The organism is Sphingomonas crocodyli (genome assembly GCF_004005865.1).
Lineage (GTDB): Bacteria > Pseudomonadota > Alphaproteobacteria > Sphingomonadales > Sphingomonadaceae > Rhizorhabdus > Rhizorhabdus crocodyli.
The window spans coordinates 232,271-255,325 of sequence record NZ_SACN01000003.1; the positions used below are offsets into that span (position 1 = coordinate 232,271).

Below are 23,055 nucleotides of genomic sequence, written 5' to 3' on the forward strand. Positions count from 1 at the left end.
TGGACAAGATCAGCCGGTTACCACTTTCTTCATTTCCGAAATCCGGCCGAGGCAGACCTCCTGCACCGCCGCGCCCAAATCCTCAATCCGTTCGGCTAGCCAGCTGAGCTCTTCTGCGGTGATCCGGTAATGCTTGGAGTATCGCGCCTTCACGTACGCCTCTTTGAGCTTCTCGAACATTGCTCGCTCACGCCGTCCGGCTGGCCAAACGTCGACAAGTCGTGAGTTTACGCGTTCAGCTTGCGAGCGCAAGAAACCCAAATTGTGAACGTGAGGCGTGTAAAAAGTACAAACGAGGAGGACACAATGGTAAAGACGTTCTGCCGCTTGATGTAAGATGAAGGCTGGCTCCTTTGTTCTTCCTTGGGTGACCAGCGAGCGAGCGGTGTTTAGGTAGACAATGCCACTTGGAAACCATTCGTCGTAGTATTCTTGCGCCATAGCCAGCGCCTGCTCTGGCGTCTTGGGGCGAGGCTCGTGAAGCTCAGTGTCATCCGATTGATAGAGAGCAATCCCGTCGCGGGCGACGTCCATGAAGAAGTAGCGGCCGTGGGCGAGACCGTCATTCACCTCCTGAAGGGTGTGCACGATCAGATTGACCGGCGTGCGCAGCGTTTTCGTGACCGACACCTCGCGGATGAGCCTCTCGTCGAGCTTCGACCAATAGGTGACACGGTCGGTCAGCCTCTTGTCGTTGACGATCACGAGGAGGTCGTAATCCGACTGATAGCCCTTGGCCGTGTGGGGCTCGTCGACCCAACCACCGCGCGCGTAGCTTCCGTACAAGATGACCTTAAGCACCCTGCCCTTCTTGCGCCAGCCTGCTTTCGCTTCGCCGAGCGCGTCGTCAAACTCCTCGAACAGGATCTGGACGACCCGCTCGAGTTCACGCTGCTTGGCTGCAGGAAGATGATCGAGGTCGGTCTTCATGGAAACAGCCTAGCAAGCCGGACTCGTAGCGTCATCCCGCCGATTTCAGCGCCGCCGGCCACGATCGCGTACCTTGGTGATTTCGGGATGTTGGGCCTTGGCCGTCGGGCGCCCGGCAGGCGGTCCTTCGCGTTCCCGGGTTTGCGGAAGTACGAGCTCCTCCTCGCCACCGGATCGCGGCCTCGTGCGGGCCACCTCGAAGCGCCGCCCTTTGTCGAGCGACGCGATAATCGCCTCCTGCAGACGCGCGCCGACGACCGCCGCGCCGACCGGATCCTGCTTCATATAGGCTGCGGCGAGCGCTCTGGCGGCGACTAACTGCGATTGGGCTCCCCGCAGTTCCGGGTCGCGCGCGCGGTCCTGAGGGCTCAATCGGCGGAAGCGATTTCCCAGGCTCTCACGAGCCTCTTCGGACTGCCGGCTGCTTTCCGTGGCTCGCTCACGGACAGGCAGCGCGATCCAGCGACGCCGGGCTCCCCTTCCTGGTTCTGCCGGCTCCTGTCGCAGGACAATTTCGTCGCCGATTGTCACCTTGGCCTGCGCAAGCGCCTGGGGAAGCGCCGCCCCCCACGCACGGCTGGTGCTGCCGTCTGCGAGGCGAAGATCGACCACCGGGCTCGGGCGGCGGCCGGGCTTGTTCTGGTAGACCGCCTCCCCGATCGCGGTCACCACACCCTGTACCCCTTTGCGAAAATCAGTCTCGGGTCCGTCAGCCTGCCGGCGATATGCGGGGCGACGGTCGGCGGACAAAAGCTCGTCATGGACCGCGCCGCGTGCCGGTATCGCGGCGCGCGGACGATCGACAATGATCCCTCGCCTCTCTGCTTCACGCTCGACCAGACGCTGGAAACTTGCCGAGCCTTCGACGCGGATACGGTCCCAGCCGCGGTGGGCGGCGATCTCGACCAGATCACGAACCACCGCCTCGCTCTGTCCGGTCTGGATCAGGCGGTTTCCCAGGTCTCGGATCGCAGGTTTTCTGTCGCGCGCCGCCTCGAACAGGTGCCAGTCGCGCCTGAGACCACGCTCCTCGGCAAAATAGCGCGCGGCAACCGTGGGCGGCAGATCGCCTTTGCGTTGCGAACAGATTTTCCCCTGCGGATCCGGCTGGACCGCATTGCCGTCGATGTGATCATCAGTTTCGCTCATGATCGTCGCCTCCGCTCGCCAGTTCCACGATGCCGAGCTGCTGCGCGATTGTGGCACAGACGATCTGCGTCGCGCGGTCGCCATCGATCCGGTCGGTCTCGATCAGTTCGACCACATCGGCATTGAGATCGTCGGCGTTGATTAACAGCTGCCTGTCGCCGGCCATGATATCGGGACTCATCTCTTCCTCCCTGCGCGTCGCCGCCACGCCGTCGGAGACATTTTTCCCTTCCACAAAACGGGGGATCGGCTTGAGATCGCGTGGCGCCAGAACCGGCGCGTCAGCCAGCCTTCGCGTGAAGTCCGCGCGCTGATAATAAAGGATCTTGCTCGCCCGGATCGGTGGAATGCCGCCGCGCAGGATCAGCATGTCGCCGCGCGGCATCTGCATCAGCTCCTGCGGCAGCATCAGCGCGCGGCGCTGGTCCGATTCCGATTGCGAGCGGTTGGCGATGAGGCCGTGGATCGTCCGGCTCTTCGAGATCGCCTTGATCGTATAATAACCGAGCCGCTCCGACAGATCGTTGGCGACGCGAAGCTCCTTGGGGGTAAACGCGATCTCGACCCCGCAATTGGTGACGATCGTCTCGGCTTCGTCGGGACCATAGAGCGCGCGCAACTGCGCGCGGCTCTGGATGACGAGGAGCAACCTCAGACCATAGGTCGCGATATAGGCGATGCTGCTCGCGATCGTGGTCGCGCGGCCGAGACGCGCAAACTCGTCGAGCAGGACGAGGACCTCGACCGGCGCGCGGGCCACCGCATGCTCGCGCGTGTTGAGGTCGACCAGCTGCTGGAAGAACAGATTGTAGAGCGGTGCGATCCGGTCGAGATTGTCGGGCGACACCCCCAGATAGATCGACAGCCGCCGCCGGCGCAGATCGCGCAGGTCGAAATCGCTCTCGGAGGTTGCATCATCGACATAGGGGTTGAGCCAGAGATTAAGCCGGCTGGTGATCGTCTGCTTGATCGAGGCGAACGTGTTGTCCGACGCCGAAGTGAAGTCCGTGATCGCGCTCGCGCACGCGGCCGACAAAGGTGCCCCGGCCTCGTCGCGCTCGCGTAGCAGCCGGGGAAGCCGCACCTTGGGGTCGCCATTGGTGAGCTGGCGGTAGATCTCGCCGATCGTGAACGGCAGGTCGGCGGTCGCCGCGACCACCCCGCCGATACCGATGAACCCGATCCGCGAGGCGTCGATCCAGAAGGGGTCTCCTCGCTCGGGCGACGGGAACAGCATCACCGCGACCTTCTGGAGCTCGTTGATGACCTCGATCGGGTTATCGCGGTCGATATAACCAAGCGGATTATAGCGCGCGGTCCGGCATCCCGGGTCGAGCGGGTCGAACAGCAAGACCTGCTGGCCCTGGCGCGCGCGGAAGCCCGCGGTCAGGTCCCAATTCTCCTTCTTCACATCGAGGACCACGACCGAATCCTTCCAGTTGAGGAGGTTCGGGATGACGACGCCGACGCCCTTGCCGCTGCGGGTCGGCGCCTCGAGCAGAACATGCTCGCTGCCGCCGAAGATGAGGTAGCGCCCGCTTTTGCGTCCCAGCAGGATGCCGGTCGTGGACCTGAGGCCCTCGCGCCTGAGCTCGGTCTCGCGCGCGAAGCGGGCGTCGCCGTGGAGCGACGCGCGGCGCCGCACGAGCATTCCAACGCCGATCGCCGCCGCTGCCCCCGAGAGCATCATTCCGCGCATCAGCCAGCCGCGCACGGTCGGGTCGGCGCGATAATGGTAGAAAAAGGCCGGCACCCGCTCGATCCGCATGTTCGGGCTAATCTGGCCCAGCCCGAACAGGGCGACCAGCGCGCCGGCGGCAAGGATCGCGAGCACCAGCACGATGGCGCCGGCCAGTGCGAGCGCGAGCTTAGCCCTGGGCGCGGCTTGACCGAACAGGGTCATAATAGACCTCCGTCATCCGGTAGCGGGCAGGCTCGCCATCGCGCGGCTCGAACCGACGCAGCTGGACGACGATATCGACGAGCGTGTGGAGCATGCCCCTGATGTCGTCGCGTGCCAGATCGCGCCCGCCCTCCGATTCCTTGACCAGCAAGGTCAGCTGTTCGAACGCCGCGGCAGCCGAGTTGGCGTGCACCGTCGTGATCGAGCCGGGATGGCCCGAATTGACGTTGCGCAGATAGAAGAAGGCCGTGCCGTCGCGCAGCTCCTGAAGAAGGATACGATCGGGGCGCATCCTGAGCGCGCTTTCGAGGAGCGCCTTGGCTCCGACCTTCGCCAGCCCCTGCCCGTCCTTGGCATAGGTCATATGGACGACATTACGGTGCGGGACGGTCAGCTCGCGCGTATCCTCGATCGTGAGGATGCGCTCGTGCGCCGGGATATGTTGGATGAGGCTTTTGCTGAAAGACGTCTTGCCCGAACCGGTCGCCCCGCTGACCAGGATGTTTTTGCGCCCCTCGACAGCGAGCGCGAAGAAGTCGAGCCAGAGCCCCTTATCGCGCAGGGAGAGCAGTTCCTCGTCGAGCGCGGGTAGCGCCTCGCATGCTATGCGCGTCGCCTCGAACAGACCGCTCGCGGCATAGTCTTCGAGCGATTTGTCGACTGTCGAAGGTTTGCGGATCGTGAGCGACACCGTCTCCGCGGGAACGACGGGCGGCACGACGATCTGGACGCGCTCGCCGCCCGGAAGGATCGTCGAACAGATCGGGCTGGTATCAGCAATGTCCTGGCGGGTTACCGCCGCGGCGCTGCGCGCCAACGTCATCAGCCAGTCGCTATCGAGCTCGGCGCTCTTGATCCAGTCCCAGCCGGTCGCCATCTCTATGCCGATCTCGAACGGCCGGTTGATGACCAGCTCGCTCACTCCCTCGCGCGCGAGTAGCGGCTGTAGCGGAGCCAGATGGTGGCGCAGCAGCGATGTGTCTGACGCGCGCATCTTAACGCTTCAATCGCAGGCCATAAACGTGGGCAAAGTCGAAATCCTGCGCGACGAAGATGCCGACGTCCTCGCCCTGATTCTTGCGCAGCACGGGCTTGATGCCGACGCTGTTCTGTAGCGCCACCCCGGCGGCATCGCTGGGCACCTGGGTCGTGTTCGATCCGCGATCGGCCAGCGCCTGACCCGCCACCTGCATGCCGTCGTCGATCAGCGAGAGCAGAAGCGCACCACCGAACCGATCCCAGAAATGGCTGTCGATGGTGCCGGGCACACCGCTGCGCCCGAGCGCATCCGACGCGGGCGAGGCCAGATCGATCGCAACGCCGCTCGGCGTAACCGCGCGCGTCCATAGGATGAAGAGCCGGTTCTGACCTTGCGAGATCCCGCCGCGATATTCGCCGAGCACCCGTGTGCCCTTCTCCATGACGATGACATTGCCATTATCGGAGAAGATGTCGCGCGGGATCGTGCAACTCGTATAACCGGGCTGGGTCGAGTTGATCGCGCTCTGGAGCACGCACGGCAGCAAGGTGCCGGCGGTGACCAATGTATCGCGATCGCCGAGCATCGAGGCACGCGCTATTTTGACGGAAGACTGGCGCCGGAGGCGGTCGAGATCGGTCGCGTCGCCCTCTGCGGATACTGGCGAGGATGAAGGAGGTTCGCCGGGTCTGTCGCCTTGCCTGTCATGGGCCTGACCGCCGCCGAAGGCGATCAGGGGTGCGCGACGTTTCGCGTCGGCCATGATCTGACCGGCCGAACGTTGCGGCGTGCGATCGTCCTGAGATGCTTCCGAACCCGATGGCGTGATCGCCGGTACCTGCGGGTTCGACGCAATAACGTCGCTCAACTGCGGCGCGCGCCCATTTGCCTCCCCTGCGACAAGTCGGGGATCGGCGGCGTCGTGGGCCATCACCTGCGCATAATCGACGACCGCCTTGACCGGGGTCGCTTCGGCGCGCTTTTCGGCCTGAGTGCGGCCATCCCCCCTGCCCGGCCCCGATTGGGTGATGAAGAACACGCCCACCACGGCGGCGACGGCCGCAAAGGCCCCGCCCCGCATAAGATTGGTGCGCGTATTGTCCCCGATCGAACCGATCGCGCCGCGATCGATGTCGGCGACTGCCGGGGTCGCATCGCGCGTCGGCGCGGATGTTCCGGCCACGTCGCGCTGCCGTTCCCCCGCCATCATCGCGGCTCCTGCTTGAGGGAGCGGTCGACATCGGGGGATGCCGTCGCAGTGTGATGGTCGATCCCGTACGTTGCCGGCCCCTCATTGTAGATGCACAGCACGATCCGGCCGCGTCGCAGGCGAAACTCGCGCGCGATCTGGTGAATGACGACGAAATCGTCGCGGACGTCGTAAGGGACGAGGCTCTCGCTGCCGTCGGGAGCCACCACGAAGATCGCGGGCAACTCCTGGCGATTTGGAAAGCGCAGGACCGTGAACTGCCCGTTATCCGAGACCTCGGAGGGCTGGAGCGCGCTCGCGCCCTGCACCGTGTAAGCCATATTCCTTGGGCCGGTTACCGCGCCGTGGTCGAGCGCGAGCCGGATCGCGCCGCGCTCGAGCGCGACGAGCTTCTGCGCTTGCACGAGTGCCGCGCGGCGTGCCTCATCCTGCGGATAGCGGAAGCCGATCTGGAAGAAGGTGTTCGGCGTTGCGACCGAAATGCCCCCCGAGCGCGCGACCAGTTCGAATTGATAGTTGCGGACTTCGCCCTCGCGCCGTGTGGTCACGATGAGATTGGTGGGCCCCGCCCGCTCGCGCGGCTTGATGAAGAGGATGTTGCCAGCCGGAGCAACCTCCCACGATATCGTATCACCCAGCGCCACATGGGCGATCTCTTCGCCAGGGCCGAACAGCACCTGGGTCGCGCTGCGGAACGTGCCGACCACGCGGTAGACTTGGGCCGGATTATAATTGACCCAGGTAATCCGCGGATCCGCGGTGCCAGGGTGCGGCGTCTCGGCCGAAAAGACCGGCGTGCTGGCCGCGATCAGCAGCGCGATGACAAAAGGGCGGATCATTGGATTGCCTCGGGGTCGGCCCGGTAGCTCGAAACCTGGAAACCAAGCGGATTGCGGAAGCGATCGCCTTCCGCCATCGGCGCGGCACTGTAGCTAAAGCTGATCGTCGCGATCCAGTTGGTGGAGACCGCGTCGCCCAGATCGGGCTGCACCATTCGGGTGAAGCGGACCTGCGCGATCTTGGGATTAACGAAGGTGATGCTGCGGACCGTGACCTGCGCCGAGGCTCGCGCGCCGAACATCGTCTGGGGGCTGGCGGGGTTGGTCGCGTCAAAGGCGCGCTGCCAGCGTGCCTGCTCGTTGGGATCCGACAGGATGGCGACGCTGTTGAAATTCTCGCGTGCCGCCGCCGGGATCCACCCCTCGCGGGCGCGCACATATTGAGCGAGGAAGAATTTCGAGACGGCCTCATCGTAGCTGAGCGGCTTTTCGCCCGTGATCGCGGTCGCGACCTGGGTGGCACCCGTTGTGCGATCGACGGTGATCACGAACGGCTCGACCGTCTTGAGCGGTGCCAGCGCGACGACAGCCGCCACCGCCGCGGTCGCAAGCGTGCCAGCAATGCCGGCCACGATCCACGCAAGTTTGCGCGACCGGTAGGCTGACCGGATGCGGTCCTGGTCCCAGCTACGCGCTTCGGCGAAGTAGCGCTCGAGGTCGCGCGACGGGATGCCCTCGGCCATCGCGCCGCTCAACAGCTTGGATAGTGTTGCGAACGCGTCCGCCCCACTCCCCTCTTCGCAGGGAGATACGCCGCGACGGGTTTGCCGGCTTGGGGCGGCATCGTCACGGCGGGCCTGGGTGCACCTGGTAGCACGCTCCCATACGGATTGGCATCGCGTCGCTCGCCGCCATCACAACGTGGCAGCTTGGGCTTTTCCGCCGACCAGGCCGGAGCGGTCGCACTCGACGCGCCAAACGCCATCAGGGCCAGAATAAGGAAAGGCTTTCGCATCCTAGCGCTCCTGCGGTTTGATGCTGTTGACACTGGAAGCGGGTTTTTGCCCTGCCGCCCAGCGTGCCAGGCGATAGATCCGCCCGGCATCGGCGCCCATGTCGCGCTTGATGCCGCCGCCGCCCCGACCGGTCAGGATAGCTTGCCGCGCGAAATCGGCGGCCCCGGCCGCTGCTCCGCCGGCAATGCCCGCCGCGATCGACGGCGCCTGAAAGAAGAAAATGCTCCCCAGCAGCACATAGATGTCGAAGATGATCGAGCCGAACACCGGATCCTGGGCGGCTGTGGCGCTGGCCTCCGCCGCGCTTCCCAGACTCATCACGAGCCCGGTCATCGCCGCGATGATCCCGATCAGGAGAATATAGTTGAATGCCTGGTTGAGGAACCCGACGAACAAGCCCCGTGTGCTGTTGAAGAGGGTTAGCGCGATGAAGATCGGCCCGAGCGATACGATGATCGCCAAGGCCAGCTTGGCGAAGATGGTGATCGCGAAGCCGATCGTGGCTGCAAGGCCGGTCAGAAGCCAGACAAGAAGCCCCGCCGCATAAATAACAAGCTTATATGGGTTCAGCGGTGCGAAGGTCCGACTATATCGGTCGAGCTTTTGAGTTATGCTATCACTTCGCAGAAAAAAGCTGTCAAATGTTCCGCCTGCGTTTTCTACCGATTCTCCCGATATAGCTGTGGTGATCGCGTTCGGAGCATCCACGGATAGAGGTTGAACTATCCATGCATTATATCCGGCGCTACTGACAGCGACCCAGACAAGGGATAGTTTAAGGATGCGATAGAACCACTCGCGCCACGGTTCGTCGATCAACCCTCGAAGAACGGCGTAGCCCACAAACACCAAGTAGATTGCCAGCCCGACGCCGAGTGGTTGCCGAACTTCATCGATCACCTGAGGAAGGCGGTCGCTGAGGAAATCAGAAAGCGTCGCGTCGAGGCTTCCGTATGCGATGCTGAAAAAGTCCATCGCCATTTTCACCGCCTGCCGAGCGATTGCTCGAGATCGGCGCTGCGCTGAGACTCTTGCGCGGCAATGCAGCCTAACATGTCCTCTTGGCTCTGATCCTGAGCACAGAGCTGGAGCATTTTCGCTCGCGCGTCCGGATGCGCATCATAATATAATGAATTATGCGGCGGAGCCGGCGTTCGCGAACATCCTGACAGGTATGCTATTAGCATAACCAACAACGTTGCTTCCCTCCCAGCGAGCATCTCAACGGCTCCCACCTAAACTTGCTTCGAGGTCACGGCTTCGGCGCGCATCATCCGCCCGCAGATCGAGCTCCTGCTGGGCGGCCCGGCGCAGCGCGATGGCCTCGAGTTTGTTCTGGTCGTTCTGGATGTGCGCGGTTTCGACCGCGATCCGCGCCTGGAGGTCGGCGACCGCTTTCGCATCAGTAGCGACATCGAGCCTTTGCCGCAGATCTTCGAGCCCCTCGGTTCGCCGGGTTGAGACATCGAAGGCGGTATCCGCGATCGCCGCGGCGGTCGCGCTCTTGCGGCCGGCCGCCTCAAGCGCGGCGCGATAGGCGCTGTCGACCTCGGTCGGGATGGTCGCACCCGGGTCAAGATCGGCGTCGCGCAGGATGCGCTCGGCACGCGCACTCAAATCCCCGCCGCCGCCGTCGCCTTTGACCAGCTTGTCGATGTCGCGTGCCTCGGGCGGGAGCAGGTTGCGCACCGCATCGAGGTTGAGCACCGCGCCATAGCTGTTGACGTCGGTCAGCCGGTTCATGCTCGCATAGAGACGCTGCGCTTCGGTGAGCTGCTCACGGCCCTGCTCGATCAGCGACAATGTGTTGCGCACGGTCGCAAGCGTCTGCGCATAGGTCGACGCGTCGAACACGGCCATGCCCTGGCCAGGCGCCTGCGATCCGGTACCGAGCAAAACTGTCGCTATCACCAGTCCGATTGGTTTCACCCCACATCTCCTCGGTGGAGGCCGCGCGCGCGGCGCAGCCGTTGGAACTCGGGCAACCAGGCCGTCGGGTCGTCGCCCGCTGCGGCGCGCGCGGCCTCGAGGATCGGAAGCGTCTCGCTGCGTCCCGACAGCAGCGCCAGCGCGTCGTCCATGCCGCCCAGATCGAGCTCGACCACGATCGCGTCGTGCCCCTGCTTGACCAGGAACCGGCGGCTCTCGGGCTGCAGCTCCTCCCGGATCAGGCGAAACTCGGCGGCGGTAAGCCCCAGCCCATCGATATAGTCCTCGGCGCGGCCGCGCGGATTTGGCAGCAATATCTGGGTGGCGACCTGCTCGATGATCGCGCTCGCGATCGGGGAGCTTATGGCTTCGGCTGGGCTCTGCGTGCCCAGCACGAGGAAGGCGTTGCGTTTGCGGAACGTGCGCAACCCGTCCTGGGCAAAGGCGCGGAACGCCTCATCACCCAGTGCCTTCCAGAACTCGTCGACATCGATCACGGTGCGCGCCGCGCGATCGGCCTGCGCCTCCTCGCCGAGCAGCGCGTCGATGCGGTGAAACATATAGGCCATCAGGGGGCCGCGGATCTCGGCATTGTCGAGAAAGTCGGTCATGTCGAAGCCGACGAAGCGCGCGTCGAAGCCGAGCGTGTCCTCGTCATTGTCGAACACCCATCCCAGCGCCCCGCCCGCGCACCAGCGCTCGAGCCTCGCGCCGATACCGGCGGCGTCGCTCTGCCCGAGCACCGCGCGCAGCGCGGTCAGCGTGCGCGCGGGCGCCGGCAGTCGCGACAGCGCCGCCAGCCCCTCGTCGATCATCCTATCCTCGGCAGGGGTGAGCATCCCCTCGCTCGCGGCAACCAGCATCCGCACGAAGCGGCGCGCGAAAGCGCGGTCGGCCGGGGTGGCGGCGAGCGCCTTCAAGGGCGCGAAGCCCGTCGGCGCGCCGTTGGCGAGCGCCAGATAGGTGCCCCCGCTCGCGCGCACGAAGATCTCGGCTCCGCGATCCTTGTCGATGAAGATCTGCCGGGACGCGAGCTTTTCCAGCTGCGCCATCAGGAAGTTCTGGATGACGGTCTTGCCGCTCCCCGACGGGCCCACGATCAGCGTGTGGCCGACATCGTCCTTGTGGAAGTTGAAATAATAAGGCGATCCCGCGCTCGTCTTGAGCAAAGCCACCGCCTGTCCCCAGTGATTGCCGCGCGCGCGCCCGGCGGGATAGGTGTGGAAGGGCGACAAGGCCGCGAAATTGCGCGACGTGATCGCGGCCGGCCGCGATCGCCACGCGAAATTGCCCGGAAGCTGCGACCAGTAGGCGGCCTCGAGCGCCGGTCCCTCGCGCGCGGCGACCATGCCGGCATCGGCAAGCGCTGCGCGCGCGTGGGACATATGGTCGTTGAGCGCGCGCAGCGTGGGCGCAAACAGCGCCAGCGAGAAGTGGTGATCGCCCAGCACGAAGCGATTGCTCGCCAGATCGTCAGCCGCATAGGACAGCTGGTCGGCCTGGCTCTCGGCCACATCCTCGGTCGAATACATCTGGTTCTGTCGGCGCCGGAAGCGCTCAGCGGCGGCCGCCTTGCCGAGAAAAGTGAAGGACTGGCTGACGATGAGCGGGCACGCCAGCCGCAGCAGCCCGGCCAGCTGCGCGGGCCGTGTGGCGGCCGGATATTCGCGGATGCCGAACATGCCGGCAAAGCTCGATCGGTCCGCCGACCGGATCTCGATCACCTCGGCCCCGAAAATCGCGCGCGAACTGTAGAGCGCCGATCCCAGATGCCCCGCGACCAGGGGCACGGGCAGCCGTCGGCCGGTCATCACCTGCTCGAGCATTTCGAGCGGTTCGGAAAAGGCCAGTCCGTGCCGCTCATACACGCCAAGCCGCCGCGGTCGGCACGCTGCAAGCAGCTTTTCAAAGTCACGCGCCTTTTCCTCGATCCGGCGCACCGCATCGGGATCGGTCTCGGCCGATGTCGCAGCCGCGCGCGACAGCCGGCGCATCAGGTCGGCGACCTGATCGGCGCCGCCGGCCGCCGGCCGCATCACCAAGGTCACGAACAGCTCGTTGAGGAAGAGTGGCCGCGCCCCGATCCGGTCACGATAGGCAGCGTCGAGCGCCCGCGCGAAATCCGAACGGAATTGCCCGCCAGGATATTGATCGTCGACGCGCCTGATGTGGTGGGTCCACACCGCGAGCCGCTCGTCGGCGAGATTGCGCCACAGCGCGTTGAGCTTTTCGTGCCAGGCGTTGAGATCCTGCGGGTCGCTCGTCTCGAACGCGACCCCGTCGAGCTGGAAGCTGATCATCAGGCTGCGATCGTCGAGCGCGATGATGTGCCGGTCGACGTGGCGGGCAAACGGGAGGAAGCGCGTCGGATCCTGTTCGCGGCGCAGCACTGCGCGCGCCGCCTTTTCGGATCTCAGGGCCATCATCGGGCGAACCCCGCGCGACGCGTGCCCGCGGTCGGGAGCGGGGAATAGGAGCTTCCACCCCAGACCGCGCGATTGCGGCAGCGCGCCTTGGTGCCGATCCACAGCATCATCAGCCGAAAGGCATTGGGATCATGCCGCACGACCAGCCGCGCCGCCGCGAAGGCCGCGACGCCAAAACCGGCCGCATAGAGCGGATTGCCCGAGACCAGCAGCATCAGCACGCCCGCAAACGCGATCGGAAGGGCGGCCTCGAGCGGCGCGCCGAGCCACATCGCCGGGCGCGTGACCGCGAGGAACAATATGTCCTCGACCAGCGGCTCGGACAGGCCACGCATCGCTCAGGCGCCGCCCGTGATCTGGTCGACGATCCAACCCGCGCTGAACACGATGAAGATGCCGATGATGACGGTGACGAACAGATTGAGCGATGCGCGCCCGGTGAAGAACATGAAGCCGACGATGATCACCGCGATGGTCGCGACGGTCTTGGCAAAGCTCCCCTGGAGCCAGTCGAGGATATTTTGCGCCATCGATGTGATGCCATCGGTGCCTTGCGCGAAGGCGGCATCGGGCACGATCAGACCCAGCATCACGATCGCGCCAAGCCACAGCATCGTCCGATCAGCAGGCCTGAGCGAGCGCAGTGCGGATGCGGCGTGTCTCATTGTGAGCCTCCAAAGACGATGAGCGGTGAGTGCGAACTGCGGGCGAACACGTCCCAGCTGGCCGCTAAAGGCTCAGCCTCGCGCGCCGGCGCCGGCAGATCCGCGAGCGGGGGCGGGCTCAGCGACGCCGGCGGCGTGACATAAGATAGCGGTTCGGCCGCCGGCGCATCGAGCGCGGGCACGATCCGGCGCGCCGCGCGATAGACCCGCCCGACATAGCCGTTGGCGAAGCCGCGCCGATCATTGCCGCTATTATAGCGCGAGAGCGCACGCCCCAGCGGGTCAGCACCGCCGGCACGCGAGGTCGCGGCAAAAGCATCTCCCAGCACGCGTGCCGCGGCGGCGAAATTCTCGCAGGCGTCAAACGCGTCCTCGACGCTCAGCCCGAGCCAGCCGAGGTTGCGGCTGTTGATCTGCGCGATCCCCAGGTCGACGCTATAGCCCTTCGCGATCAGCGCCCGCGCGATGCGCGCCGCCTCGGCCTCGCTGGTCGCGCGCGGCGCCGCAGGTCCGCGATTGACCCCGATCGCGAGCGTGTCGAGCTCGCTCTCGGCATGAGCGACCGACAGCAGGGTCTCGGGCGCGACCGTCGGGGCGCACTGGAAGGCGAGCGCCGCGGCTGCCGAGATCGACAGCATCATGCGCGCCGCTTCCCGAGCGGGCGCCAGGCAGGGGACCGATCGGGCATGGCGTACGACAGCGCGGCTTCCGCCCCGATCGTCGTTCCGGTAATGCCGATATGGGTGACGTCCATGTCAAGCTCCGAATGTCAAATGGACCATAACATGGTTTATTTGACATGATCAAGACGCGCGCGAATTGGCGCAGCCGGGACGCGCACAGGGCTTTTTTCGGACAATAATTTCGAATCAGCTCAGTGCGATATCGCGCCGGTCGTCATGGGTCGCGGTCCCCGACGGGGGGTTTTCCATGTGAAAGCACGAATGACCTCACACAGCGTCTCAACATCGCGTGCGCTCGCACAGCCATCTGCGTCTGTTCCCGGTCCGATCCCGCATTCGAACATGTTTCTGTAACAATCGCGGCAGCTTGGCTGCGCTTGTTCGAGTCATTTCGGGTGCTTTTCCGCGTGAAAGCACGAATCTGGCGGCGGGTTTCCCGCACGAAAGCACGAATCAGAATGCTTTGCCGGTCTTAACCAATCGCGGACATTGCCGATTGGCGGAACTCCGCCCGCCCCGGCCCTGCGGACCCGATCCGCCCAGCCGGTCAGCGGGCGCTGCCCGTCGCAACGCTAAAGGATCCGCTATGCCGATCATCGCCTGTCGTCGCCAGCCGACCCTGCGCATGACGCCGCAGCCGGGCCCTTCTGTTCGCCGCCGCGCCGGATCGGCCGGCATGGTCCCCTGCCCTCACCCGGTCTCCCGGGCGGCGGCGCGGCATGATCAACCCAAGGAAAGGACGGTCGTGGCCCGATAAAAGGAAACCCGGCACGAAGGCCGGGCATCCCAGATAGGCTCTAAGAGGCACGCGCCGGCAAGCGCGAACCGTCGTCTCGAAGCGACTGCCTTCATAGCCCGTCTGACCATCGTGATCAAGGATGCGCGCTTCGCGCCACGGAGACTTTTTGCCCGGTGACGGCCTTCGCAATGGAGGACGTGATGACGGCGCTTACCCTGAGCGAAGCGATGACGATCGTCATCGGCAATGCCCGAAAGCCCGGCCGCGCGCATAGCGGGCTGCATCGTACGCGACAGCCGGTGCTGCGTGGCAGCCTCGAGGCCGGGACCTTCGAGGACAGTTTCTTCCGCGTGCCCGGCAAGGGCGAAGCTGACCGGCTGCTCAAGGCGGTCAAGGCTTACGCCGTCGAAGGAAAGCGCGCCGCCCGCGCGGCGCGTGCCGAGGGGCGTCCCCTGGATCCCGCCGAGCGCGCTGCCACGACCCTCACGCTGGGCGCGGTCGAGGTCATGGAACGGCTGCTCGTCTACTGGCGCACCTGCAAAGGCGCGGTCTATCCGTCCTATGACAAGCTCGCGCATGACACCGGCCTTGGCCGCGCGACGATCGCGCGCGCGCTCAAGCAACTCGTCGCCGCGGGGTTTCTGATGTGCCAGAGGCGCTTCGTGCGCGTCGAGGATGCGGCCCCCGGACCCCGCCGCAAGCAGACGTCCAACGCCTATTGCCCGGTCTTCGCCCAGAAGCTCGTATCCGCGCTGCCGCGCTGGATGCGGCCGATCCCCGTTCCCGACGATCAGCTCCAGCGCGAAGCGGACCGCCTGACCGAAACCGCCACGATGCTCCAGAGCCTTAATGCCCGCGACTATGCCAAAGCGGTCGTCGGCGGCGATCTGGGCGCTATGCTGGCCCGCCTCGGCGCCGCGCTCGATCAGCACTGGGAGCGTGAGTCTCAAAAGAATACGCCACCGCTCCACGAGTCTATTAAACAAGCACCAAGTGAGTTGGCCTAGTCGGCCAACGCGTCACGCCTAACGGCCCCCCAAGCCCGAAGCCAACCCGAGCAAACCTCACCCGAGACTCCCCACAAGTGCGGGACGCCCCGGCTATGCCGGTGCGATGCTCCCCGATGGGAGCAAGCGATTTGGGCAGCGCTCAAAGGCTCGACCGCAGCCCGTCCGACAGCGTTTGGTGGGCCTGGTCGCGATCACAAAGCCGGTTCCGGGGTTTTCCAAGTCAAATCCCGATCACCGGCAAGGCCAGGCGAATCACGCCCGGTTTTCCATGTGAAAGCACGATCGATCGGGCGTCCGAGGGGCCAATCGCGTGCGAGGAGGCAGGCCAAAGCCCCGCTTTTCGGGCGCTGTGCCCGGCTTTGACGATTCCAGCGAGCGGCCCGCGACTAATCTTCGTGCTTTTACCCGGAAAACCCCCGCCTCGTCGGCCCAGGGGTGGACATGCCGATCCGCACACCACAAGCTTGGCGTCGAGACTCAGGCGAGGACCATGATGGACGCGGTGTCCCTCAATCAAGGCGATCTTTTCAAGCTGGACAGTCCGCTATTTGGCGACGTCCAGGGCGAACAGACCGTGGCTGAGTTTCCCTTCTTTGCGTTGGCCAAGAAGAAACAGATGAAGCCGATGATCTTCGAATCGGACGATGTCCGGATCCAGATCAATCCCGGCAGCGACGGTATCGCCACGATCTACGACAAAGAGATCCTGCTCTACATCGCCAGCCTCATGGTCGAGCGGATGGAGCGCGGCGAAAAAGTCGAGCAGTGCCTCACCTTCACAGCCAACGATCTGTTCCGCGTGACCGACACAAACGCCTCGGCGCGGTCCTATTCATCGTTGCGCGCCTCGCTCCAGCGGCTGCAGGGCACCCAGATCATCACCAATGTCGAGACCGGCGGCGAGGGCCATGAGGGCGCCTTCTCGTGGGTGCTCAAATATGAGATCAAGCATACCCGCGACCGCAATGGCGAACGCCGGGTCAAGGCGATCGAGGTCATGGTCTGCGACTGGCTGTATCGGGCGATCCTGACCGACCGCCGGATCGCCGCCTATCATCTCGATTTCTTCAAGCTCGGTCCGATCGAGCGCCGGCTCTACGAACTGGCGATGTTCAATTGCCAGGACGGCAACGGCTATATCATCGGGATCGAAGCGCTCGCCGCCCGGGTCGGATGCTCGACCGACGGACGCGGTCTCGAATATTTCAAGAAGGAGCTTCGGCGGATTTCGGACAGCGACACGCTGCCCGAATATTTCCTCGAGATCATCGAGGAGAAGCTCCCCTCCCCCAAAGGCGGGCGTCCACGCCTCGAAACCTCGATCCGCTTCGATGCTCGTCCCGATGCCGCCCGCCGGCGCAAGCTCATCCATAAGCGCGGCGACGACGCGGCCTGACGATAGGCCCAGGCGTGACGGGGGATCGGATCAGCCAGAAGATCGGCTATGCGCGTAGTGGCGGCCTCGGCCTCAGCCTCGAGGCGCAACGCATCGCGCTCGCCCAGGCCGGCTGCGATCCGATCTTTGTCGAAGTCGCCGATTCCGGTGACCGCGGCCAGGCTTACACAGCGCGCGAACAGGCGCTTGACGCGCTGCGAAGCGGTGGATCGCTCTTTCTCACCAGCCTCGACCGCCTTGGCCACAGTCTGGTCGACATCGCTGCCCTCATCGAGCGCATATTCGATATCGGCGCCGAGCTGCGCGTCCTCGACGACGGCCTCGACACCAGCAATCAGGACGGAGCGCGGCCGACCCTTATGGCGCTCGCACGGGCTCAAAGTGCGTTGGTGAGCGAGCGCGCGCACGACAGCCTCGCCCGGCGCCGCGACGAGGGAAATGCGCTCGGACCCCCGCGCCGGCTGCGCGACGAGCATTGGCCCGAGATCGAAGCCCTGATCGCGGCTGAGATATCGGTCGCCGACATCGCGCAGCGTTTCGGTGTGACACGTCAGACGCTGTGGAACTTCCGTCGCAGAATGGAGCGTGCGGCCGCCAATATCGCGTCCGAGCCGCCGGCAGACGGCTAGCGGGTCACGGTGCGTGTTCGGACTGGAACCCCTAAACCCTCGAAGTGGCGACATAGCGGTTGCGAAGTGCCCGCTAGGATAGCGCGATAAGGCGGGCGGTGTCGCCGCTCTTCGTCTCGATGGCGTTGGTCCCTCGGCGAGGACTTTGGTGAACAGCCGAATATCTGGCAAAAGCCACCGGCAGGGACCGAAAGTGGCGCGAGCCACCGTCTCGGCGAGTTCGCCGTGATCGTAAGCGAATATCGCCGCCTATTCTCGTCCGCGTGAGACATTCCCGGCAGATCGCGGTGCTCCACTTCGGAAGGATCGGCAAAGGCCTGCTGGCTCTGATGCTCGCGAGCAGAACGAACTTAGCGGCCGGCGGCAAGGTTGGAGGGGAGGATACCCACGGCGAATTGTTCGTAGATGCTGACGGAGTTCCCTATGCCTGATCGATCCCCCGATGCCGCGACCCGTGCCCGCTCGATCGTCGAAGCCCTGGGTGGAACCTGGCATGGAACGCGCGGCGACTGCCGGTGCCCGGCCCATGCCGACAGATCGCCGTCGTTATCGGTGCGGCTCGGCGATCGCGCGATCCTGTTCCACTGCTTCGCGGGCTGTTCCACCGAAGACGTCATGGCCGAGCTTCGCCGTCAGCGTCTCCATGATCATGCCGCGCTCCCGATGCCGGTCCTGCCGCGCGGACCCGACCGGACGAGCCTTGCGCGACAGCTCTGGCGCGAGAGCGTGCCGATCGCCGGCACCCCCGCACAGGACTATCTGCGGCTTCGCGGCCTGGAGGACCGGTCTGGAAAACTGCGCTACAATCCCGCCACCATCCTCGGCGCCGGCGCGGCGCGCCGCGCGCTTCCCGCGATGATCGCCGCGGTCGAAAGCGAGCTCGGCATTATCGCCGTCCAGCGCACGTTCCTCGACCTGGAGGATTTGCTTCACAAACCGATCCGCAAGGCCAAGCGCGCGCTCGGCCTGCTAGGGCAAGGGGCGATCCGTCTCGCCGAACCCGAGGACGAACTCGGACTGGCCGAAGGCGTCGAGGATGCACTCTCCGCCATGTCATGGTTTGGAACGCCGACATGGGCGCTCGGGGGTGTCGAGCGCCTCGCCCTCGTCGCGATCCCGGAACACGTCCGACGGATCATCGTCTACGCCGATCATGGTGCCCCGGCCGCACGTTGCTACGCGCGGGCTTTGCCCCACCTGGAGGCGGGCGGCCGCGAGGTCGTTCGAAGACTGGCATCGGCTCGCGAAGACTGGAATGATGCCTGGCGCAGGCATCTGACTGAGACGCTTGCGGCGACCGCGATCGGAAATATCGGGTAGACATCTGTCCGACTTCTCATTGTATACCGCCGGCCGCGCGCTATCCGGCCGACGGCGAAACAGGAGCGCTCGCATGAGCACCAATGTCTTGATCAACCATGTGACGCTCGAAGCTGGCTGCGCACAGTTCGATCATATCGCGGCGATCGCTGATCTCACCGACACGGCTCGCTCGGAATGGTCAGACGTCGACGGACCCCAGAGCGGCGTCGGCGAGAGCTACTGGTATATCCATGAGGCGCGCGGATTAACCGCGTATGTCTCGAATGATCAGCAATTTGTTTCGCTCGAAATCTGCAATGATGCGAGCGACGTCGTCGCTACTGCCGAAATCGATCTGAACCAGTTCGAATGAGGTTAGCCATGGTTGGGTTCGCGAGTCTCGCTTGGCTCGTCTGACGAGCGAGCCCAATGATCGCGGCACTCTTCGACGGACGGCTTCCTTCCCCTTCCGGTAAGCGCTGCAAGCTGGTCGCCACCCATCGTCCTGACGGTCGTCAAACGGGATTCGGCCGCGTTTTGCTCATCCGCCCAAAAGCATCGACATCACCCGACACGTTAAGTTGCCGTGATCCGGCTTGCCGGTTCGCCGTTCTCTGATCGCGCGCACACGCGAACAAGAGGAGAGGTTTCCTTCGGTTGGAGTGGCCGGGTGATGGTGCCCGGCGGACCACAGGAGGTCGCAATGACTATCCCCACTCCTCACCGGCGCCCCGATAGCAGCAAGCCCCCGACCTCGGAGCGCAGGTCGTCATCCTGAGACCGACCGATCTGCCGGCGAGGTGAAATCGCCCATCGTCGCGAAGCTTCAGGGGTAATCCGAGCCGCACCTTTGGCGATCTGACGCCGCGGCGCCTCGCTGCCCCCTCCCCTTTCAAATCTACGGCACGCGCCCATCGCGCGCGGCCGCGTGGAGTCACGTCCATGGCACATTTCCAGATCTTGTACCCGCACTCGGCAACCGAGTGGCGGGCGATAACGGCCGACTCCTGGCTGGCGTCGGCTTGCGACAGGCAATGCCTGTGGGCCTCGTTCGAGGAGGCCGAAACCGCCAGGCGCAAGCTGCTCGAACGGTCGCCCGCAACCCCGCTGCGTATTGGCCTGGCCGACGCCGAACCGGGCGATCTCGACTGGCAGACGCGCGAAAAATTGCGCTTTGTCGACGGCACCTACGCGGCGACGCCCTGGCACGACGAAGACTGGTATCAGGCTCGCCACGACGCGCATTTCTGCCATGTCTCGACCGAGCAGGCGGGCAAGATCGCCTTCACCGAGAACGCCGCCAAGGGGCAGGCCGATCGCCAGCTGGTGATGTCGCCCGGCCGCTATCTGCATCGGTTCTTTTCCGACCATCTCGACAACAATGCGGTCGAAACGTGGTGCGCCCGGCTCTCGGTGCAACTCGAGGAGAATGTCCTCAGGATCACCCAGGATGCCGATGAGATCGAGGATGTCTATGTCGGAGGGCCCGCAAGCTGCATGGCGCATGGTGCCGATGACTTCGACAGCTGGTGCCATCCAACGCGCGTCTATGCCGGGCCCGACACCGCGCTCGCCTATATCGGTGCGCGCAATGACGCCAAGGCCCGCTGCGTGGTCTGGCCGGGCCGGCAAATCTACACCAACATCTATGGTGACGTCTCGCGTCTGCGGCTCCTGCTCGAAAATGCCGGCTATGCGCAGGGGAGCCTCAACGGCGCGCGCGTCCGGCGGATCATGGACGGCGAGGATTTCGTCGTGCCCTATATCGACGCCGGCGGCGACCTCGACGATGACGGCGACTTTCTTGTCATCGGCCACGGCGGCATTTGCTCCGAGAACACCAACGGGCTCGGCCATCGCGCGTGGTATTGTCCGCGCTGCGATAGTGACGCCAGCCCGTACGAGGAGGTGTATCGAACCGACGGCGGCTCGGAGACCTGGTGCGCCAGCTGCTTCGACAACCACACCGTCTATTGCGACCATAATGGCCGCTCCTATAGCGACGAGGAAAGTTTCGTCACGGTCTACGCCGATACTGGCGAGTGCACCGTCATCGAGGAAGACGCCGAGAGCTTCGGCGCTGTCTATCTTGAGGATCGCAGCGAATGGTGGGCGTCGGTCTGCTGCCGTCAGTGCGACGCCTCCGGTGCGTGGTTCCACGCCGAGGATCTTACCGAATATCATGACGAATGGCTGTCCGAGGCCTTTCTGCCCAAGCCGTTCGACGATGATGATCCCGATCTCGCTCAGGCGCATGTGCAGGCCTATCGACGGCTCCAGAGCTACGGCGACCAGGCCGTCCATGACAAGCCGGAGACCTCCGTGCCTGATGGTCTTGCCGATCGGATAGTACCGGGCGCGCCCGCGCGTGCGCGGCACCCGGCATGTGCTGGTCTTCCCACCTTCGTACTGGTGCCCGCAGACCGTGTCGCACCCCATGCGGGAGTATGATCGCATGGCCAATTCTGATGTTGCGGGCCGCCAGGGCCTGCTCGAAATCCTGTCGTGGGCGCGTCCCCACGACAGCGCCGTCGAACGCGCCTTCTGCCGCGAATATCTCGATCCTGTCCCCGGCATGATCTCGGACGGCTTCGGCAACCGGATCGTTACGATCGGCACGCGGCCGCGTGTCCTGTGGAGTTGTCACATCGACACCGTTGCGGCCCGCGGCCGACAGCAGGACGTCAAGATAGACGCGCATGGGATAGTGAGCCTGTGCAAGGGCAAGCCCGGTATGTCGCTCGGCGCCGATGACGGTGCCGGGCTCTGGATCATGCTCAATATGATCGCAGCCGGCCGGCCGGGTCTTTATGTCTTTCATCGCGGCGAGGAGCGAGGCTGTCTCGGCTCGCGATGGATCCGGCGCAATACGCCCGGACTGCTGCGTGATATCGACGCGGCCATCGCTTTCGATCGCGCCGGCCGCGAGGATGTGATCACGCATCAAAGCTATGGTCGCACCTGTTCGGACGCCTTCGCGATCAGCCTGGCCGGCGCGCTTAACCGGCTGAACCCCAACTTTCGTTACGCACCCGATGATAGCGGTGTCTTTACCGATACCAATGAATATGCGGACCTCGTTCCCGAATGCACCAACCTGTCGGTCGGCTATCGCGGACAACATGGTCCCACAGAAACGCTCGACATTCGTCACTGCGAGAAATTGCTCGCCGCGATGCTCAGGCTCGATCCGGCGCGGCTTGTGATCGAGCGCGATCCGACAATCCGGGAGGCTGAGAACTGGGGCTATTATGACCGCGCACGGTCCGATCTGGGCAATTTTGCCGACGCGGTCGCCGACCATCCTTTGCTCGCCGCGCGGATGCTCGAGGAGTGCGGCGTGGCCTACGAGGACTTCCAGTTGATGGCGTGGGACGAGGATATGGACGACAGTTCGGGTTATCGACCGCTCGCGGCATCGTGACCCGAGCTCTTCTGCGTCCGGCGGTCGTGGATCGCGCTTCGTGGCTCTTCATCCGCCGGCGCCAGCGCTGTCCTGCCGGTGCGATGGGATACGATTCGCCATCAGGCAAAAGCGCTCCAGCAGTCGACCTGACCGCGGCTTTCGGTTGCGCGTAATCGCGCTGAAATCTAGCGTCATTGCGGCAGGCGCACGCCGACTGGTCGGGCAATCGCGAGCCAGGGGACAATCTTATGGATGTCCGAGACTATTGGAGACCATCATGGCTGACCGCGCCCCCGTGGCAATCCGCATCGGCGGGATGTTGCGCTTAGCGCTTCTTCCCGCCTTTCTCGACGCCATCGAGGCGGAGGGCGCGTTGGCGGACTGGGATGGCGCGCGGATCACGCAGGCGCATCTTGACGCAGGAACGCCCCTCTATCTCGTCCGCGACGACGTCGATGGCGGTCGGTTCGAAGCGCTCGAGACCTTCTGCAAGGCAAACGCTCTGCCGTTCGCGCGCTGGCGAGGCGGTAATCCGGGCGCCTTCGACCCCGAACGGCTCGTCTTCGACGGCGCATGCGAGCGTGTTTTCGATGTCAACGAAGAGAACAGCGAAATCCTGGTCCCGGCCAGCCTGATCCGAGAGCTCGGCACGACCGAGGCGTTGCTCGAGCATCTGGCGGCCGGCGAATTTGCGGTGCCCGCTCTCAGGATCGTGCCCGCCGACGACTGAGGACGCGCCGATCAGCCGGACGCGACGTGCCTGACCGCCGGAGGATGTCGCACTGGCCGGCCGCGCGGTCCCGACAACCCGCGTCGGGCGGGCCGTGTTGCCGCGGTGCGGCTGCCCGCCCCACCCCGCCCGGCGCGGGTTCCCCTCGGCCCGGCCTCGGTGTCAGGCCCGCTC

At 64.8% G+C, this 23,055-nt stretch carries 22 protein-coding genes; 8 read left to right on the plus strand and 14 right to left on the minus strand.

The features are described 5' to 3' along the window. Nucleotides 1–9: 9 nt before the first annotated feature. From EOD43_RS18675 to EOD43_RS18740, 14 genes are all read right to left on the minus strand, one after another. The gene (locus EOD43_RS18675) at nt 10–930 is read right to left on the minus strand and encodes a HEPN domain-containing protein (RefSeq protein ID WP_127745549.1); all 921 of its coding nucleotides are present in this window, start codon (nt 928–930) and stop codon (nt 10–12) included. Between the two features lie 45 nt (nt 931–975). Beyond that, the gene (locus EOD43_RS18680) at nt 976–2,079 is read right to left on the minus strand and encodes an LPD7 domain-containing protein (RefSeq protein ID WP_127745550.1); all 1,104 of its coding nucleotides are present in this window, start codon (nt 2,077–2,079) and stop codon (nt 976–978) included. Next, a complete protein-coding gene (locus tag EOD43_RS18685; RefSeq protein ID WP_127745551.1) occupies nt 2,066–3,982 on the minus strand; it encodes a type IV secretory system conjugative DNA transfer family protein in 1,917 nt (638 codons plus the stop codon). The genes EOD43_RS18680 and EOD43_RS18685 overlap by 14 nt, the downstream gene beginning before the upstream one ends. After that, nucleotides 3,948–4,976: a P-type DNA transfer ATPase VirB11 gene (gene virB11 / locus EOD43_RS18690; protein WP_127745552.1), complete on the minus strand. Its 1,029-nt coding sequence runs from the start codon at nt 4,974–4,976 to the stop codon at nt 3,948–3,950. Before virB11 ends, EOD43_RS18685 begins: the two co-directional genes overlap by 35 nt. Nucleotide 4,977: 1 nt before the next feature. Next, nucleotides 4,978–6,171 (minus strand): type IV secretion system protein VirB10, encoded by a 1,194-nt coding sequence (virB10, locus tag EOD43_RS18695; protein ID WP_240653352.1) that lies wholly within the window; start codon nt 6,169–6,171, stop codon nt 4,978–4,980. Continuing rightward, nucleotides 6,168–7,010 carry a P-type conjugative transfer protein VirB9 gene (gene virB9 / locus EOD43_RS18700; RefSeq protein ID WP_127745553.1) on the minus strand — a complete coding sequence of 281 codons (843 nt, stop codon included), beginning with the start codon at nt 7,008–7,010 and terminating at the stop codon, nt 6,168–6,170. The genes virB10 and virB9 overlap by 4 nt, the downstream gene beginning before the upstream one ends. Continuing rightward, nucleotides 7,007–7,693, minus strand: a complete 687-nt coding sequence (locus tag EOD43_RS18705) for a VirB8 family type IV secretion system protein (RefSeq protein ID WP_127745554.1) — start codon at nt 7,691–7,693, stop codon at nt 7,007–7,009. The genes virB9 and EOD43_RS18705 overlap by 4 nt, the downstream gene beginning before the upstream one ends. Before the next feature lie 273 nt (nt 7,694–7,966). Beyond that, on the minus strand, nt 7,967–8,947 hold the full coding sequence (locus EOD43_RS18715) for a TrbL/VirB6 family protein (RefSeq protein ID WP_127745556.1): 981 nt from the start codon (nt 8,945–8,947) through the stop codon (nt 7,967–7,969). Nucleotides 8,948–8,949: 2 nt separating this feature from the next. Beyond that, complete coding sequence (locus EOD43_RS24270; RefSeq protein WP_420822463.1) at nt 8,950–9,186, minus strand: EexN family lipoprotein; 237 nt, start codon at nt 9,184–9,186, stop codon at nt 8,950–8,952. Between the two features lies 1 nt (nt 9,187). Further along, a complete protein-coding gene (locus EOD43_RS18720; RefSeq protein ID WP_164857340.1) occupies nt 9,188–9,826 on the minus strand; it encodes a TrbJ/VirB5 family protein in 639 nt (212 codons plus the stop codon). Nucleotides 9,827–9,891: 65 nt separating this feature from the next. Then, a complete protein-coding gene (locus EOD43_RS18725; protein WP_420822464.1) occupies nt 9,892–12,321 on the minus strand; it encodes a VirB4 family type IV secretion/conjugal transfer ATPase in 2,430 nt (809 codons plus the stop codon). Continuing rightward, nucleotides 12,318–12,656, minus strand: a complete 339-nt coding sequence (locus EOD43_RS18730; protein WP_127745558.1) for a VirB3 family type IV secretion system protein — start codon at nt 12,654–12,656, stop codon at nt 12,318–12,320. The genes EOD43_RS18725 and EOD43_RS18730 overlap by 4 nt, the downstream gene beginning before the upstream one ends. A gap of 3 nt (nt 12,657–12,659) precedes the next feature. Further along, nucleotides 12,660–12,935 carry a TrbC/VirB2 family protein gene (locus tag EOD43_RS18735; protein WP_420822467.1) on the minus strand — a complete coding sequence of 92 codons (276 nt, stop codon included), beginning with the start codon at nt 12,933–12,935 and terminating at the stop codon, nt 12,660–12,662. Nucleotides 12,936–12,982: 47 nt separating this feature from the next. Then, nucleotides 12,983–13,627, minus strand: coding sequence for a lytic transglycosylase domain-containing protein (locus EOD43_RS18740; protein WP_206363597.1), 645 nt, complete (start codon nt 13,625–13,627; stop codon nt 12,983–12,985). Nucleotides 13,628–14,608: 981 nt separating this feature from the next. On the opposite strand from EOD43_RS18740, the gene EOD43_RS18745 reads away from it, so the two are divergent. The 8 genes from EOD43_RS18745 (at nt 14,609) to EOD43_RS18780 (ending at nt 22,881) form a co-directional block, all read left to right on the plus strand. Further along, complete coding sequence (locus tag EOD43_RS18745; protein WP_164857341.1) at nt 14,609–15,415, plus strand: helix-turn-helix domain-containing protein; 807 nt, start codon at nt 14,609–14,611, stop codon at nt 15,413–15,415. A gap of 505 nt (nt 15,416–15,920) precedes the next feature. Then, a complete protein-coding gene (locus EOD43_RS18750) occupies nt 15,921–16,814 on the plus strand; it encodes a replication initiator protein A (RefSeq protein WP_127745561.1) in 894 nt (297 codons plus the stop codon). Nucleotides 16,815–16,828: 14 nt separating this feature from the next. Then, a complete protein-coding gene (locus tag EOD43_RS18755; protein ID WP_164857342.1) occupies nt 16,829–17,443 on the plus strand; it encodes a recombinase family protein in 615 nt (204 codons plus the stop codon). A gap of 405 nt (nt 17,444–17,848) precedes the next feature. Beyond that, nucleotides 17,849–18,763, plus strand: a complete 915-nt coding sequence (locus EOD43_RS18760) for a DUF7146 domain-containing protein (protein WP_240653353.1) — start codon at nt 17,849–17,851, stop codon at nt 18,761–18,763. A 73-nt stretch (nt 18,764–18,836) separates the two neighbouring features. Then, on the plus strand, nt 18,837–19,118 hold the full coding sequence (locus EOD43_RS18765; protein ID WP_127745563.1) for a hypothetical protein: 282 nt from the start codon (nt 18,837–18,839) through the stop codon (nt 19,116–19,118). A 569-nt stretch (nt 19,119–19,687) separates the two neighbouring features. Next, nucleotides 19,688–21,196, plus strand: coding sequence for a hypothetical protein (locus EOD43_RS18770; RefSeq protein ID WP_127745564.1), 1,509 nt, complete (start codon nt 19,688–19,690; stop codon nt 21,194–21,196). A gap of 4 nt (nt 21,197–21,200) precedes the next feature. After that, the gene (locus EOD43_RS18775) at nt 21,201–22,169 is read left to right on the plus strand and encodes a M28 family peptidase (protein WP_164857343.1); all 969 of its coding nucleotides are present in this window, start codon (nt 21,201–21,203) and stop codon (nt 22,167–22,169) included. A gap of 259 nt (nt 22,170–22,428) precedes the next feature. After that, on the plus strand, nt 22,429–22,881 hold the full coding sequence (locus EOD43_RS18780; RefSeq protein ID WP_127745566.1) for a hypothetical protein: 453 nt from the start codon (nt 22,429–22,431) through the stop codon (nt 22,879–22,881). Nucleotides 22,882–23,055 lie beyond the last annotated feature (174 nt).

Bases quoted from the DNA above. Each gene is read 5' to 3' on its own strand.
- EOD43_RS18705 (WP_127745554.1), bottom strand. From the start codon at position 7,693: ATGGCCGAGGGCATCCCGTCGCGCGACCTCGAGCGCTACTTCGCCGAA.
- EOD43_RS24270 (WP_420822463.1), bottom strand. From the start codon at position 9,186: ATGCTCGCTGGGAGGGAAGCAACGTTGTTGGTTATGCTAATAGCATAC.
- EOD43_RS18730 (WP_127745558.1), bottom strand. From the start codon at position 12,656: ATGCGTGGCCTGTCCGAGCCGCTGGTCGAGGACATATTGTTCCTCGCG.
- EOD43_RS18740 (WP_206363597.1), bottom strand. From the start codon at position 13,627: ATGATGCTGTCGATCTCGGCAGCCGCGGCGCTCGCCTTCCAGTGCGCC.
- EOD43_RS18780 (WP_127745566.1), top strand. From the start codon at position 22,429: ATGGCTGACCGCGCCCCCGTGGCAATCCGCATCGGCGGGATGTTGCGC.
- EOD43_RS18735 (WP_420822467.1), bottom strand. From the start codon at position 12,935: ATGCTGTGGCTTGGCGCGATCGTGATGCTGGGTCTGATCGTGCCCGAT.
- EOD43_RS18770 (WP_127745564.1), top strand. From the start codon at position 19,688: ATGGCACATTTCCAGATCTTGTACCCGCACTCGGCAACCGAGTGGCGG.
- EOD43_RS18680 (WP_127745550.1), bottom strand. From the start codon at position 2,079: ATGAGCGAAACTGATGATCACATCGACGGCAATGCGGTCCAGCCGGAT.
- EOD43_RS18720 (WP_164857340.1), bottom strand. From the start codon at position 9,826: ATGGCCGTGTTCGACGCGTCGACCTATGCGCAGACGCTTGCGACCGTG.
- virB9 (WP_127745553.1), bottom strand. From the start codon at position 7,010: ATGATCCGCCCTTTTGTCATCGCGCTGCTGATCGCGGCCAGCACGCCG.
- EOD43_RS18725 (WP_420822464.1), bottom strand. From the start codon at position 12,321: ATGATGGCCCTGAGATCCGAAAAGGCGGCGCGCGCAGTGCTGCGCCGC.
- EOD43_RS18685 (WP_127745551.1), bottom strand. From the start codon at position 3,982: ATGACCCTGTTCGGTCAAGCCGCGCCCAGGGCTAAGCTCGCGCTCGCA.
- EOD43_RS18675 (WP_127745549.1), bottom strand. From the start codon at position 930: ATGAAGACCGACCTCGATCATCTTCCTGCAGCCAAGCAGCGTGAACTC.
- virB11 (WP_127745552.1), bottom strand. From the start codon at position 4,976: ATGCGCGCGTCAGACACATCGCTGCTGCGCCACCATCTGGCTCCGCTA.
- EOD43_RS18775 (WP_164857343.1), top strand. From the start codon at position 21,201: ATGGCCAATTCTGATGTTGCGGGCCGCCAGGGCCTGCTCGAAATCCTG.
- EOD43_RS18745 (WP_164857341.1), top strand. From the start codon at position 14,609: ATGACGGCGCTTACCCTGAGCGAAGCGATGACGATCGTCATCGGCAAT.
- virB10 (WP_240653352.1), bottom strand. From the start codon at position 6,171: ATGATGGCGGGGGAACGGCAGCGCGACGTGGCCGGAACATCCGCGCCG.
- EOD43_RS18765 (WP_127745563.1), top strand. From the start codon at position 18,837: ATGAGCACCAATGTCTTGATCAACCATGTGACGCTCGAAGCTGGCTGC.
- EOD43_RS18715 (WP_127745556.1), bottom strand. From the start codon at position 8,947: ATGGCGATGGACTTTTTCAGCATCGCATACGGAAGCCTCGACGCGACG.
- EOD43_RS18760 (WP_240653353.1), top strand. From the start codon at position 17,849: ATGCTGACGGAGTTCCCTATGCCTGATCGATCCCCCGATGCCGCGACC.